The sequence below is a fragment of the Streptomyces sp. WM4235 genome (genome assembly GCF_001279725.1).
GTDB lineage: Bacteria > Actinomycetota > Actinomycetes > Streptomycetales > Streptomycetaceae > Streptomyces.
This window is the reverse complement of record NZ_LGDE01000112.1, coordinates 145,379-158,850: the sequence shown is the minus strand read 5'-3', so window position 1 is coordinate 158,850 and position 13,472 is coordinate 145,379. Positions and strand designations below refer to the sequence as shown.

12 protein-coding genes are annotated in these 13,472 nt (G+C 71.6%); 2 read left to right on the top strand and 10 right to left on the bottom strand.

Annotated elements, in window-relative coordinates; all coding sequences use genetic code 11:
- Positions 1 to 20: 20 nt before the first annotated feature.
- Positions 21 to 365, bottom strand: a complete 345-nt coding sequence (locus ADK55_RS11400) for a DUF1330 domain-containing protein (protein ID WP_053677635.1) — start codon at positions 363 to 365, stop codon at positions 21 to 23.
- A 140-nt stretch (positions 366 to 505) separates the two neighbouring features.
- Positions 506 to 1,477: a GlxA family transcriptional regulator gene (locus ADK55_RS11395; protein ID WP_053677633.1), complete on the bottom strand. Its 972-nt coding sequence runs from the start codon at positions 1,475 to 1,477 to the stop codon at positions 506 to 508.
- Between the two features lie 124 nt (positions 1,478 to 1,601).
- Here ADK55_RS11395 and ADK55_RS11390 point away from each other — a divergent pair, with 124 nt between their 5' ends.
- Positions 1,602 to 2,525, top strand: coding sequence for an NADP-dependent oxidoreductase (locus ADK55_RS11390; RefSeq protein WP_053677631.1), 924 nt, complete (start codon positions 1,602 to 1,604; stop codon positions 2,523 to 2,525).
- A 16-nt stretch (positions 2,526 to 2,541) separates the two neighbouring features.
- Here ADK55_RS11390 and mnmA read toward each other — a convergent pair whose 3' ends face one another.
- The gene (mnmA, locus tag ADK55_RS11385; RefSeq protein WP_053677629.1) at positions 2,542 to 3,672 is read right to left on the bottom strand and encodes a tRNA 2-thiouridine(34) synthase MnmA; all 1,131 of its coding nucleotides are present in this window, start codon (positions 3,670 to 3,672) and stop codon (positions 2,542 to 2,544) included.
- Positions 3,673 to 3,739: 67 nt separating this feature from the next.
- Between mnmA and ADK55_RS11380 the strand changes: the two genes are divergently transcribed.
- On the top strand, positions 3,740 to 4,441 hold the full coding sequence (locus ADK55_RS11380; RefSeq protein WP_053677627.1) for an N-acetylmuramoyl-L-alanine amidase: 702 nt from the start codon (positions 3,740 to 3,742) through the stop codon (positions 4,439 to 4,441).
- Between the two features lie 76 nt (positions 4,442 to 4,517).
- Here ADK55_RS11380 and ADK55_RS11375 read toward each other — a convergent pair whose 3' ends face one another.
- The 7 genes from ADK55_RS11375 to ADK55_RS11340 form a co-directional block, all read right to left on the bottom strand.
- Complete coding sequence (locus ADK55_RS11375; protein WP_053677625.1) at positions 4,518 to 5,681, bottom strand: cysteine desulfurase family protein; 1,164 nt, start codon at positions 5,679 to 5,681, stop codon at positions 4,518 to 4,520.
- A 592-nt stretch (positions 5,682 to 6,273) separates the two neighbouring features.
- A complete protein-coding gene (locus tag ADK55_RS11370; protein WP_053677623.1) occupies positions 6,274 to 7,134 on the bottom strand; it encodes a thioesterase family protein in 861 nt (286 codons plus the stop codon).
- A 58-nt stretch (positions 7,135 to 7,192) separates the two neighbouring features.
- The gene (locus ADK55_RS11365) at positions 7,193 to 7,849 is read right to left on the bottom strand and encodes a trimeric intracellular cation channel family protein (protein WP_053677620.1); all 657 of its coding nucleotides are present in this window, start codon (positions 7,847 to 7,849) and stop codon (positions 7,193 to 7,195) included.
- Between the two features lie 421 nt (positions 7,850 to 8,270).
- Positions 8,271 to 9,374: an ABC transporter ATP-binding protein gene (locus tag ADK55_RS11355; RefSeq protein ID WP_107089161.1), complete on the bottom strand. Its 1,104-nt coding sequence runs from the start codon at positions 9,372 to 9,374 to the stop codon at positions 8,271 to 8,273.
- 5 nt (positions 9,375 to 9,379) lie between these two features.
- Positions 9,380 to 10,498: an ABC transporter ATP-binding protein gene (locus ADK55_RS11350; RefSeq protein WP_053677615.1), complete on the bottom strand. Its 1,119-nt coding sequence runs from the start codon at positions 10,496 to 10,498 to the stop codon at positions 9,380 to 9,382.
- Positions 10,495 to 11,496 (bottom strand): ABC transporter permease, encoded by a 1,002-nt coding sequence (locus ADK55_RS11345; protein WP_053677612.1) that lies wholly within the window; start codon positions 11,494 to 11,496, stop codon positions 10,495 to 10,497. The genes ADK55_RS11350 and ADK55_RS11345 overlap by 4 nt, the downstream gene beginning before the upstream one ends.
- 178 nt (positions 11,497 to 11,674) lie before the next feature.
- Positions 11,675 to 13,381 carry an ABC transporter substrate-binding protein gene (locus ADK55_RS11340; RefSeq protein WP_078998803.1) on the bottom strand — a complete coding sequence of 569 codons (1,707 nt, stop codon included), beginning with the start codon at positions 13,379 to 13,381 and terminating at the stop codon, positions 11,675 to 11,677.
- Between the last annotated feature and the right edge of the window lie 91 nt (positions 13,382 to 13,472).

The window sequence follows — 13,472 nt, the reverse complement described above, 5'->3', positions numbered from 1 at the left end:
TGAATCGCGCCCGTCCGCTCTCAGAGGCCGAGGGCCTCGCGCCAGTGGGCGGCCGTCAGGCCGGCGTCGTAGTCGGGTGCGACCCCGTCGACCAGGATGGTCTCGCCGGGGATGTTGTCGGTGCGCAGCGGGAGGATCGCCTGGTAGGCGGGTGAGTCGTACCAGGCGCGGGCGCGGTCCATGTCGGGGAAGGAGATCAGGACCACCGCCCCGGGGAAGGGGCCCTCCTTGACCTCGACCTGCCGGTCGTGGACGAGGAAGCGGCCGCCGAAGGGGTCCATGGTGGCCTGGATCCGCTCGATGTAGCGCAGGATCTCGTCGTTCATCGGGGCGGGGCGCAGGTGGGCCAGGGCGTACGCGGTCATCGTGTTCTCCTCGGCTGTGCCGTGTCGGACCGGTGCACGGTGTCGGTCCGGTGCATCGGTGCCGGTCCGGTCCTCGGGTCGAACCGTTCCGTTGGTTCGATCATGGCAAGCGCCGGTCGGGAGCGCGATTACCCCGGGGGTCATGCCTCCGCGAGGGCGGGGCGGAAGGTGCGTCGGTAGGCGATCGGCGAGATGCCGAGGGCGGTCCTCATGTGCTGGCGCAGCGAGTTGCCGGATCCGAAGCCGGCCCGGTGTGCGACCAGGTCCACCGACAGGTCGCTGGATTCCAGCAGGTGGCGGGCGAGTTCGAGGCGCTGGACGGTGAGCCATTGCACCGGCGTCATGCCCACCTCGTCGCGGAACCGTCGGGTGAAGGTGCGCAGGCTCATCCGGGCGTGGTCGGCGAGTTCGGCGAGGGCGATCGGTTCGGACAGCCGCTCCAGGGCCCAGGCGCGGGTGGCGGTGGTGGTGGCGACGGTCGGCTCGGGGACGGGCCGGTCGATGTACTGGGCCTGTCCCCCGTCACGCCAGGGCGGGACGACGCACAGGCGGGCGGCGCGGTTGGCGACGGCGGTGCCGTGGTCCTGCCGGATCAGGTAGAGGCAGAGGTCGACGCCCGCGGCGACGCCGGCGGAGGTGAGGACGTCTCCGTCGTCGACGAAGAGCACCTCCTCGTCGAGCCGGACCCGCGGGAAGGCCCGCTGGAACTCGGGGGCGTGCAGCCAGTGCGTGGTGGCGGGTCGGCCGTCGAGCAGCCCGGCGGCGGCGAGGACGTAGGAGCCGGTGCAGATCGACACCAGTCGGGTGCCGGGCCGGATCCCGGCGATGGCGGCGGCGAGCCCGGGCGACAGGGGCGCGCCGTGCGCGAGGTCGTCCATGGCGTGGGTGGGCGGGATGACCACGGTGTCGGCGGCGGCGAGCGCCTCGGGGCCGGCGGCGACGCCGACCGTGAAGCCCGCGTCGCTGGTCACGGGCAGGCCGTCGGCGGTGCAGACGGTCACCTCGTAGAGCGGGGCACCGGCGTCGTCGTGGGCGTTGCCGAAGACGCGGGAGGGGATCCCGAGCTCGAACGGGGGGACGCCTTCGAGTGCGAGTACGGCGATTCGGTGCATGGCCAGATTCTGTCACATGGTGGCCGTACGGCCAGCACCATGCGGGCGCGACGGCCGCCAAGCTGGATGCGTCGGCCGGGGAAACCGGCTGATACCCGTAGAGGCAACACCAAAGGAGACATCCATGCGCGCCGTCGTCGTCAGCCAGTGGGGCGGACCCGAGGTTCTCGTCGAGAGGGAGATCGAGCGCCCGGAGCCCGGCATGGGCGAGGTGCTCGTGCGGGTCCGCGCCGCCGGCGTGAACCCGGTGGACTGGAAGACCCGCGAGAGCGGCGGCCTGATCCCCTGGGGGCCGGTGCCGGCCGTCGGCTGGGACGTGTCGGGCACCGTCGAGGCCGTCGGACCGGGCGTGACCCTGTACCGGGTGGGCGACGAGGTGTACGGGATGCCCCGCTTCCCGCAGCAGGCCGGCGCGTACGCCGAGTACGTGACCGCTCCCGCCCGGCACTTCGCCCGCAAGCCCGCCTCGCTGGACCACGTGGAGGCGGCCGCGCTGCCGCTGGCGGCCCTGACCGCCTGGCAGGCGCTGGTCGACACGGCCGGGGTCTCGGCCGGTCAGCGGGTCCTGGTGCACGCGGCGGCCGGCGGCGTCGGCCACCTGGCCGTGCAGATCGCCAAGGCCCGCGGCGCGTACGTGATCGGCACCGCGAGCGCCGCCAAGCACGCGCTGCTGCGCGACCTCGGCGCCGACGAGGTGATCGACTACCGCACCGCGGACTTCGAGGACGTCGTCTCCGACATCGACGTGGTGATCGACACGATGGGCGGGGACCACGGGCAGCGTTCACTGAAGGTACTCAAGCCGGGCGGGCACCTGGTGACCCTGCCGGGCCCCGACGGCCTCCCGGCCGACGCCGAGGGCGTGCACGCCACCTGGCTGCTGGTGGAGCCCGACCTCAAGGGCCTGGAGGGCATCGCCGCCCTGGTCGAGCAGGGCCTGCTGAAGCCGCTGGTCGACACGGTGCTGCCGCTGGAGCAGGCCGCGAAGGCCCACGAGATCGGCGAGCGGGGCCGCACCACCGGCAAGATCGTCCTGACGGTGGCCTGAGCCCCGGCCGCCGGGCTCACACGGCGGCGGAAGTCCGCTCGGTCGTGGCGATGGTGGCGGAACCGACCACGCGGGTGCCGTCGTACAGCACGATCGCCTGGCCGGGGGCCACGCCGCGGACCGGCTCGGTGAAGGAGACGCGCAGCTCGCCGTCCACGAGTTCGGCGAAGACCTCGGTCTCGCCGCCGTGGGCGCGCAGCTGCGCGGTGTACGTGCCGGGGGCGGCGGCCGTGGAACCGCACCAGCGGGGGCGGATCGCGGTGAGGGCGCCGACGTCGAGGGCCTCGACGGGGCCGACGGTGACGGTGTTGTTCACCGGAGAGATGTCGAGGACGTAGCGCGGCTTGCCGTCGGCGGCGGGGTGGCCGATCCGCAGGCCCTTGCGCTGGCCGATGGTGAAGCCGAAGGCGCCCTCGTGGGTGCCGACCTTCTCGCCGCTCTCGTCGACGATGTCGCCCTCGGCCTTGCCCAGGCGGTTCGCGAGGAAGCCCTGGGTGTCGCCGTCGGCGATGAAGCAGATGTCGTGGCTGTCGGGCTTCTTCGCGACGGCGAGGCCGCGCCGCTCGGCCTCGGCGCGGATCTCTTCCTTGGTGGTGAGGGTGTCGCCGAGGGGGAAGAGGGCGTGGGCGAGCTGCTTCTCGTCGAGGACGCCGAGCACGTACGACTGGTCCTTGGCCATGTCGGAGGCGCGGTGGAGTTCGCGCGCGCCGTCGTCGTTGAGGACGACGGTGGCGTAGTGGCCCGTGCAGACGGCGTCGAACCCGAGGGCGAGGGCCTTGTCGAGCAGCGCCGCGAACTTGATCTTCTCGTTGCAGCGCAGGCAGGGGTTCGGGGTGCGCCCGGCCTCGTACTCGGAGATGAAGTCCTCGACCACGTCCTCGCGGAAGCGCTCGGCGAGGTCCCAGACGTAGAAGGGGATGCCGATGACGTCGGCGGCGCGACGGGCGTCGCGGGAGTCCTCGATGGTGCAACAGCCGCGGGCGCCGGTCCGGAAGGACTGGGGGTTCGCGGAGAGCGCCAGGTGGACGCCCGTGACGTCGTGCCCGGCTTCCACGGCGCGGGCGGCGGCGACGGCGGAGTCCACCCCGCCGGACATGGCGGCGAGGACGCGGAGGGGGCGGGCGGTGCGCGGCAGGTTCTCAGTCATGGCACCGTCCAGGGTACGGGGAACCGCGCGCGGTCACGGCGCGTTGTCGGGTCGGGGGGTGGATCGCATGGTGCGTGAGGGTGGCAAGACACGGGACGCGGCTCCGGGCAAGGCGACCGGCAAGGGGTCGGGCCGGACCCGCAGGGCCGTGCTGTTCGGAGGGCTCGGGGTGATCGCAACCGCCGCCGTCATCGGGCAGGACGAGCTCAGACGCGCCTGGTGGCTGCTGCCCGGGGTGTCCAAGCCGCGCAAGGAGGGTGAGCTGGACTTCGCGGCGGCGAGCTGGACGGCGGCCTCGCCGGCGAACTGGCGGCTGGCGGACCGGCCCGACGACTACCGCGTGGACCGGATTGTCGTGCATGTCACACAGGGCGGGTTCGAGTCCTCGGTGGACGCCTTCAAGAACCCGTGGCACAAGGCGTCGGCGCACTACATAGTCCGCCAGGACGGTCATGTCGAGCAGATGGTGCGCGAGCTGGACGTGGCCTTCCACGCCGGGAACCGGTCCATGAACGAGCGCAGTGTCGGCATCGAGCACGTGGGCTTCGTGGACCGGCCGCAGGACTTCACGGACGCGATGTACGCGGCCTCGGCCGAGCTGGCCGCCGATGTCTGCCGGAGGTACGACATACCCGCCGACCGCGAGCACATCGTGGGCCACTCCGAGGTGCCGGGTGCCGATCACACGGACCCGGGCCGCCACTGGGACTGGAACCGGTACGTCCGCATGGTCGGGGAAGCCTTGGCGCGCAAGCCGGCGACCGGCTGATCCGGGGAGCGCGACCCGACCGGCCTCCGCCCCGGATTCCGGGCCGGCCCGGGGCGCTGCCTACGACGGAGCCGGCCTAGCTGAGTCCGGCCGTGCGGGCGCGGGCGACGGCGGGGCCGATGGCGGCGGCGACCGCGGCGACGTCCTCCTTGGTGGAGGTGTGGCCGAGGGAGAACCGCAGGGTGCCCCGGGCCAGCAGCGGATCGGTGCCGGTGGCGAGCAGCACGTGGCTGGGCTGGGCCACGCCGGCGGTGCAGGCGGAACCGGTGGAGCACTCGATGCCCTGGGCGTCGAGGAGGAGCAGCAGGGAGTCGCCCTCGCAGCCTGGGAAGCTGAAGTGGGCGTTGGCGGGCAGCCGGTCCACGGGGTCTCCGCCGAGCACGGCGTCGGGCACCTCCCGCAGGACGGCGGCGATCAGCTCGTCGCGCAGGGCGCCGATCTCGACGGCGAACCCTTCGCGCCGCTCGGCGGCGAGGACGGCGGCCACCGCGAAGGCGGCGATGGCCGGCACGTCGAGGGTCCCGGACCGGACGTGCCGCTCCTGGCCGCCTCCGTGCAGGACGGGGACGGGGGTCTGGTCCCGGCCGAGCAGCAGGGCGCCGATGCCGTACGGGCCGCCCACCTTGTGGCCGCTGACGGTCATGGCGGCGAGGCCGCTGTCGCCGAAGCGGACGTCGAGCTGACCGACGGCCTGGACGGCGTCGGAGTGCAGCGGGATCCCGAACTCCCCGGCGATGTCGGCGAGTTCCCGTACGGGGAAGACCGTGCCGATCTCGTTGTTGGCCCACATCACGGTGGCCAGGGCGACGTCGGAGGGGTTCCGCTCGATCGCCTCCCGGAAGGCGTCGGGGTGCACACGCCCGTGGTGGTCCACCGGAAGGTACTCGACCCGGGCCCCCTCGTGCTCGGCGAGCCAGTGGACGGCGTCGAGGACGGCGTGGTGCTCGACGGGGCTGGTGAGCACGCGGGTACGGGTCGGGTCCTGGTCGCGGCGGGCCCAGTAGAGGCCCTTGACGGCGAGGTTGTCGGCCTCCGTGCCGCCGGCGGTGAAGACCACCTCGCTCGGGCGCGCGCCGAGGGCCTCGGCGAGGGCCTCGCGAGCCTCCTCGACGGTACGGCGGGCGCGGCGGCCGGCGGCGTGGAGGGAGGACGCGTTACCCGTGGCGGCGAACTGCGCGGTCATCGCCGCAGCGGCCTCCGGCAGCATCGGGGTGGTTGCGGCGTGGTCGAGGTAGGCCATGATCCCCCGATTCTACGAGCCCCCCGACGCGCCGAACCCCATGCGGTCCCCCCGCCGGCGCGATCCCCGGCGGGGTGGCGTGGCGGTGACGCGCGCGACGCGCGGGGGCGGTGGTGGTGGGGCCGGGGGCACCTGCCACCGGGCACGAGGCCCCGACCCGGGCGGGGCGGCACCCCCGGCCGGGACCGGGCGGAGCGGGGTGGGGCGGCACCCCCGGGCCCGGGGCGGACGGTGCGGGGGCGAGGGTGCCCGCCCGCCCCGGCACGCGCCGTCCCCGGGCGGGGCCGACCGCACGCCGGGCCGGCGGAACCCAGGCCGGGCAGGCTTGGCCGCACGGGCCGGCCGCGCCGGACCGGTCACGCCCGGGGCAACGCGCGACACGGGCGGGGCGGAGCAGCACCCCCGGGCCCCGCGCGGGGCCGACCGCACGCCGGCCGGGCAGGCGGAACCTACGCCGGGCAGGCTTGCCCGCACGGCCGGGCACGCCGGGACGCCCTATCGCATACGCCCGCCGCAACGCCAGGCCGCAGTGCACGGCTCTGACACCCGACCCCGGCGCCCGGCCCCCGGAACCCGGCTTCGACCCTCCGGGTCAGGACGTCTGGCGCGGGGCGCGGGCCAGTTGGCGGGACTGGGCCACGAGTCGGTCCGTCGAGTCCCAGACCTCGGCGTCCTCCTCCAGGAAGCCCCCGGCCAGGTTGCGGGTGGTGATGGCCACCCGCAGCGGGCCCGGCGCGGGGCGGTGGCGGATGTGGGTGGTGAGCTCGACCGTCGGGGCCCAGCCGATCAGGCCGAGGTCGAAGGCGGTCGGCGGCAGCGCGTCCAGCGCCAGCAGGAGCGACAGCGGGTCGGCGTCACGGCCGTCGGCGAGCTCGAACCAGGCCCGCATCTCGCCCTTGCCCGACGGCGCCCCGACCGCCCAGCCCGCCGTCGCCGGGTCCAGCCGCAGCCGGAGCCGGTCCACGATGGCGGAGCTCCCGGGGATCGGCGCGGGGCCGGCCTCCGCGCCGAGACAGTCCTCGTACGCGGGCATGACCGGCGGCAGCGCGGTGGTGTGCACGGAGTCGGGCAGGGCGGACAGTTCCCCGTAGGAGGCGAGGACGCGGATCCGCTCGATCTCGGCGCCGCTCTCGTCGTACTGGAAAAGGGACGCCTGGCCGGTCGACAGGGTGCGCCCGATCCGGACGACCTGCGTGCGGATCACGGCGGGGCCGGGCACGGAGGAGGTCAGGTAGTGGGCGGAGACGGTGAAGGGGTCGGGATGCGGCAGGGCCGCCGACAGGGCCCGACCGACCAGAGCCAACAGATATCCGCCGTTGACGGCGGTGATGATCGTCCAGCCGGCGCTGAGTTCAGCGTCGTACACCCCGGGCTCGTCCGCGCGGGCGGAGAGGGTGGTGTCGCGGTCGAACTCGCTGTCGCCGATGGATGCCTGGGCCGCTGCATGTGACATGAAAACGACGGTACACCGGCATGCTACTAAGCGGTAGCTTTCTATTGCTACGTGCGCGTTACGGCTCTTCGGCCACGGCGGACCGGCGGTTCCAGGCCAGCGGCGCCCGCCAGTGGTACCGGATCGCGAGCAGACGGAGCACGAACGTGGTGATGATCGCGGCGGCGGTGGTGAGCCCGTTGAGCGTGTCGAAGGCGATGAAGAGGGCCACCATCGACGCCCCGACCACCGCGGGCACCGCGTACATCTCGCGGTCGCGCAGCAGCGAGGGCACCTCGTTGACCAGCACGTCGCGCAGCACGCCTCCCCCGACCGCCGTGGCCAGCCCCAGCGAGGCGGACGCGGTCAGGCCGAGGCCGTACTCGTACGCCTTGGTCGTGCCCGTGACACAGAACAGTCCGAGGCCGGCCGCGTCGAAGACGTTGATGGCGCGGTTGATCCGCTGGACCTCCGGGTGCAGGAAGAAGACCAGCCCGGCGGCGATCAACGGAGTCACGAAGAAGCTGAGCTCCCCGAAGGCGGCGGGCGGGACGGCGCCGATGACGAGATCGCGGAAGAGACCTCCGCCGAGGGCGGTGACGAGGGCGAGCACGGCGATGCCGAAGATGTCGAAGTTCTTGCGCACGGCGAGCAGGGCGCCCGCGGTGGCGAAGACAAAAATGCCCGCGAGGTCCAGGGCGTGCTGGATGCCGGGCGGGAAGAGATCGTGGAGCACGCCCCCATTGTGCCGTCCGCCCGCCGGGCGGATGGACGGCGGCGAACGGTGACGAACCGCGGCGGGCAGCGGCGAACGGCGGCCGCCGGGGTACCGGGCCGCCGGGCGTCTGGCCGCCGGGCCGCCGGGGCACACGGCCGGGGAACGCACAGTGGTGCCGGGGTTCCCGGACGCGTACGCCCGAGGACCCCGGCACCACACCCGACCCCGGCCGCTACTCCGGGGTCGGATACCTCCGGGTCGTCTCGACCCGCCGAACCGTCGACATCGCCCGGCGGACCATCGACGCGACCCACCGGACCGTAGACGCGACCCACCGGACCGTCAGCGCGACCCGCCGAACCGTAGACACGACCCGCCAGACCGTCGACATGGCCCGCCGGACCGTGGACACGACCCGCCAGACCATCGTCACGACCCGCTACACCGTCGGGGTGTCCACCACTTCGGCGGCGCCCGGCAACGCCTTGTCGCCCGGCGCCTGGTCCGGCGCGTTCTCCGGGTGGTGGCAGGCGACCTGGTGCCCCGTCTTCAGGGCCACCAGCGGCGGCTCCTGCGTGGTGCACAGCTCGGTGGCCTTCCAGCACCGGGTGTGGAACCGGCAGCCGCTCGGCGGCGAGATCGGCGACGGGACGTCGCCCTTGAGCAGGATGCGCCCGCTCTTCGCGCCACGCCGCCTCGGGTCCGGCACCGGCACCGCCGACATGAGCGCGGTCGTGTAGGGGTGCATCGGCGCCTCGTACAGCGACTTGCGGTCGGCCAGCTCCACGATCTTGCCGAGGTACATCACCGCGATGCGGTCCGAGACGTGCCGGATGACCGACAGGTCGTGCGCGATGATCACGTACGTGAGGCCGAGTTCCTCCTGGAGGTCGTCCAGCAGGTTCACCACCTGGGCCTGGATCGAGACGTCCAGCGCCGACACCGGCTCGTCGGCGACGACGAGCTTCGGCTTGAGGGCCAGGGCCCGCGCGATGCCGATGCGCTGCCGCTGACCGCCGGAGAACTCGTGCGGGTAGCGGTTGTAGTGCTCGGGGTTGAGGCCCACCAGCGAGAGCAGCCGCTGGACCTCGGCCTTGACGCCGCCCTCGGGGGTGACCTTCTGGAGCTTGAAGGGCGCCCCGACGATCGTGCCCACCGTGTGGCGGGGGTTCAGCGAGCCGTACGGGTCCTGGAAGATCATCTGCACGTCGCGGCGCAGCGGGCGCATGCCCGCGACGCTCAGGTGCGTGATGTCCCGGCCCTCGAACTCGACCTTTCCTCCGGTCGGTTCGAGCAGTCGGGTGATCAGCCGGCCCATGGTGGACTTGCCGCAGCCGGACTCGCCGACGATGCCGAGGGTCTCACCCCGCCGGACGTCGAAGTCGATGCCGTCCACGGCCTTGACGGCGCCGGCCTGGCGGCGCAACAGCCCCTTGTTGATGGGGAAGTGCTTGACCAGCCCGGTCACCTTCAGCAGCGGCTCCTCGGCGGTGTCCGCCGCGGCCTGCGCGGAGGAGGCCTCCGCCGCGCCCGTCTCGTTCATGTCGGTCACAGCTTCGGCGCAATCTCTTCGGTCCAGATCCGGGTCCGCTCCTCCTGCGACATGTGGCAGGCGGACCAGTGCCGGCTGTCGTCCTCGGTCAGCTCGGGGCGCTGGGTGCGGGTGATGCCGCCCTTGGGTATGTCGGCGTAGGGGCACCGGGGGTTGAACGCGCAGCCGCTCGGGATGTTGATGAGGCTGGGGGGCGAGCCCTTCACCGGGATCAGCCGCTCGGTCTGGTCGCGGTCGATGCGGGGCATCGAGCCGAGCAGCCCCCAGGTGTAGGGGTGCCGGGGGCCGTAGAAGACCTTCTCGGCGGTGCCGCGCTCCACGCACCGGCCTCCGTACATCACGAGGATGTCGTCGGCCATCTCGGCGACCACGCCGAGGTCGTGCGTGATCATGATGACCGCGGAGCCGAACTCCTTCTGCAGGTCGCGGATGAGGTCCAGGATCTGCGCCTGGACGGTGACGTCCAGGGCGGTCGTGGGCTCGTCCGCGATGAGCAGTTCGGGGTTGTTGACCAGCGCCATGGCGATCATGGCGCGCTGGCGCATGCCGCCGGAGAACTCGTGGGGGTACGCGTCCACGCGCCGGTGGGGCTCGGGGATGCCGACCCGGTCGAGCATCTCGACGGCCCGCTTGCGGGCGGTCTTCTTGTCGACGTCGTGGTGGGTCCGGTAGGCCTCGATGATCTGCTTGCCCACCGAGTAGTACGGGTGCATCGCGGACAGCGGGTCCTGGAAGACCATCGCCATCTTGTGCCCGCGCAGCTTGCGCACGTGGTCGGCGTCGGCCTGGACCAGGTCCTCGCCGTCGAGCACGACCTGCCCGGAGATGTGCGGGCGGCTGCGGGCGTTGCCGGTGCGGTGCAGGCCCATGATGGCCAGCGAGGTCACCGACTTGCCCGAGCCGGACTCGCCGACGATGCCGAGCGTCTTGCCGCGCTCCAGGTCGAAGGAGAGCCCGTCGACGGACTTGACGAGGCCGTCGTCGGTCGGGAAGTGGACCTTGAGGTCGCGTACGGAGAGGAAGGAGTCGCCGGCGCGGGTCTCCCCCTTCGCCTGCTCGGGGACGAACGCGGGCTCGCCGGAGGTGCCGGTCGAAACGGCGGGGTTCTCGGTCACGTCAGCCTCACGCGCGGGTCGATGACGGCGTACAGCAGGTCCACGATCAGGTTGGCCATCACCACGAAGAGCGCGGCGAGGAGGGTGACACCCATGATCACGGGGAGGTCGCCCTGGCCGATGGCGGCGACGGCCGCCGTTCCCAGACCCTGGAAGTTGAAGGTCGTCTCGGTGAGCACCGCGCCGCCGAGGAGTCCGCCGAGGTCGAGGCCGAACATCGTGACGATCGGGGTGAGGGTGGAGCGCAGGGCGTGCTTGCGGATGACCACGCCCTCCTTGAGTCCCTTGGCGCGGGCGGTGCGGATGTAGTCCTCGCCGAGGACTTCCAGCATGGTGGCCCGGGTGATGCGGGCGTAGGTCGCCGCGAAGAGGAAGGCGAGGGTGACCCAGGGCAGGATCAGGCTGTTGAGCCAGGCCAGTGGATCCTCGGTCAGAGGTTTGTAGTTGGACACGTCCAGCCAGCCGAGGCCGTAGACGAAGACCGCGGGAGCCACCATGCCGGTGAAGAAGATCGGCAGGGAGACGCCGGCGAGCGCTCCGATCATGACGGTCCGGTCGATGGCCGTACGCCGTTTCAGCGCCGAGACCACTCCGGTGGCCACACCCGCGAGCACCCAGATCAAGGCTGCGCCGACGGCGAGCGAGAGGGTGACCGGCATGCGGTCGAGCATGGTCTCCCAGACGGGGGCCTCGCTCTTGAAGGAGTAGCCGAAGCACGGAGCGGCGCAGTGCGTGACCTCGGTGCCGCCGTCGTAGTCGCGGCCGACGAAGATGCCCTTGAGGAACACCCAGTACTGCTCGGAGATGGGCTTGTCGAAGCCCATCTTCACGCGGATGCCCGCCAGGGCGGTCTCGTTGGTCTCTCGACCGGCGTACATGAGCGCGGGATCGCTGCCGGTCAGCTTCGGGACCGCGAAGAAGATGCCGAAGGTGACCACGGAGACCACCAGCAGCGTGGCGGCGACGTTGAACAGCCGCCGTATGAGGTAGACGAGCACTGCAGTCGGCCGCCCGGGGCGGGCGGCTGCCGCCCCTTGTGGGGACGACAGCCGCCGCCTGCGGCCTTCACCTGCCCTTCGGACTAGCGCATGTGCGGTGAAGGCACTTACTTGCGAATTGCTCTGGCCTGCTGGTGCCCGGCGGCCGCGGTGGAGCGGCCGCCGGACGGTGGGACGACTACTTGGCGACGCCCAGGACAGCGAGGTCGATGCGGCCCATCGAGTCGTTGAAGTAGACGTTCGTCAGGCGCGGGTTGTGGTAGATGAGCGCCTTGTCGAAGTTGATCGGGAGGTAGAGAGCCTTCTCCATGATCTTCTTGTTGATGTCCGTGTAGAACGGAGCGGCGGCGTCCGGGGTGGCGGCGTTCGCGGCCTTGTCGAACAGGCCGTTGACCTCGGGGTCGTCCAGCATCGTGTAGTTGTTGTTGCCGTTCGGCAGGATGAACGAGCCGTCGACCAGCGGCTGGAGGAAGCCCGAACCGGAGTTGTAGTCGGCGCCCCAGCCCATGACGATGATGCCGTAGTTCTTCTTCTTCACGTTCTCGGGCGAACCGATCGTGGAGGAGGAGAGCTTGCCGTCGTACTGGTCGATCGTGGCCTTGATGCCGACCTTGGCGAGCGAGGCCTGGAGGGACTCGGCGGTCTTGACCTCGGGGGCGCGGTTGTTGCGGACCGCGATGGTGGTCTCGAACCCGTCGGGCTTGCCACAGGCCTTGAGCGCGTCCTTGGCCTTCTGCTCCTGCGGCTTGCCGGCGGTCAGGCCCCACGGGTCGAAGGACTTGTCCGAGCCGGGGATGCCGGGCGGCAGCATGTTCGCGCCGAGGTCACCGCTGGTCGGGCCACCGCGGGCGTTCTGCAGCGACTTCGGGTCGGCCGCGTAGATGACGGCCTTGCGGCACTCGATGTTCTCGAACGGCGCGACCGTCTGCGGGAAGGCGAAGTAACGGATGTAGCCCGTGAAGGGGTTGTCCGCGTTCTTCTTGAGGTTCGCGTCCTTGAGGATCTTGTTCTTCGCGGCCTGCTGGACACCGGTGCCGTCGACGGCGAGGTCGATGTCGCCGGAGAGCAGGCGCTGGTCCATGTCGTCCGGGTTGGTCGTGACCGTGAAGCTGACCTTGTCCGGCAGACCCTTGCGGATCGTGTCCGTCTTCGGGTCCCAGTTCTCGTTGCGGACGAAGGTGGCGCCCTTGCCCGCGGTGAAGCTCTCGACCTTGTAGGGGCCGGTGGAGACGGGCTTGTTGGTGTAGCCCGCGCCCTGGTCCTTCGCCGCCGGGACCGGCGAGGAGGACGGCATCGCCAGCAGGTAGTTGAAGTCAGAGTTGGCGCTGGCCAGGTTGAAGACGATCGTCTTGTCGTCCGGCGTCTGGACCGACTTCAGACCCATCTTGTTCGGGTCGGTGTCCTTGTACGGGCCCGGGTACTTCTGACCCTGGTCGAGCAGGTCGACCAGGTACGTCGGGCCGCCGGACAGCACGTCCTGCGCGAAGACGCGCTCGATGCCGTACTTGAAGTCCTTCGAGGTGATCGGCGTGCCGTCCTCGAACTTCACGCCGTCCTTGATCTTGACGGTGTACGTCTTGCCGTCGTTGCTCAGGACCGGCGCGGCCTCGGCGAGGTCCGGGACCAGCTTGGTGCCCGCGGCGCCCGGCTTGCTGTCGTACGCGAAGAGCTGGCGGATGTAGAGGCGCTGCAGGTTCCACACGAAACCGTAGTAGGCGCGCGCCGGGTCGAGGTAGTCGACGTCCTGGGGCGACCAGAGCTTCAGCTCGCCGCCCTTCTTGTCCGAGGCGTTCACCAGGGCCGTGGAGGCACCGCTGTAGCCCTTGTCGTTCGCGCCCTCGGACTTCTTGCCCTCGTCCTTGCCACCGCCACACGCGGCGGTCATCGACAGGGCGGCGACCACGGCGGTGATCGCGAGTGCCTGCTTTCTGCGGATCACGGTTGTCCAACCTCCATAGGTGGTGAATCGAAGAAGC

Coding starts and splice junctions, on each gene's coding strand:
- ADK55_RS11380 (WP_053677627.1), top strand. CDS start 3,740: ATGGTGCGTGAGGGTGGCAAGACACGGGACGCGGCTCCGGGCAAGGCG.
- ADK55_RS11340 (WP_078998803.1), bottom strand. CDS start 13,381: ATGACCGCCGCGTGTGGCGGTGGCAAGGACGAGGGCAAGAAGTCCGAG.
- ADK55_RS11375 (WP_053677625.1), bottom strand. CDS start 5,681: ATGGCCTACCTCGACCACGCCGCAACCACCCCGATGCTGCCGGAGGCC.
- ADK55_RS11370 (WP_053677623.1), bottom strand. CDS start 7,134: ATGTCACATGCAGCGGCCCAGGCATCCATCGGCGACAGCGAGTTCGAC.
- ADK55_RS11400 (WP_053677635.1), bottom strand. CDS start 365: ATGACCGCGTACGCCCTGGCCCACCTGCGCCCCGCCCCGATGAACGAC.
- mnmA (WP_053677629.1), bottom strand. CDS start 3,672: ATGACTGAGAACCTGCCGCGCACCGCCCGCCCCCTCCGCGTCCTCGCC.
- ADK55_RS11355 (WP_107089161.1), bottom strand. CDS start 9,374: ATGAACGAGACGGGCGCGGCGGAGGCCTCCTCCGCGCAGGCCGCGGCG.
- ADK55_RS11395 (WP_053677633.1), bottom strand. CDS start 1,477: ATGCACCGAATCGCCGTACTCGCACTCGAAGGCGTCCCCCCGTTCGAG.
- ADK55_RS11390 (WP_053677631.1), top strand. CDS start 1,602: ATGCGCGCCGTCGTCGTCAGCCAGTGGGGCGGACCCGAGGTTCTCGTC.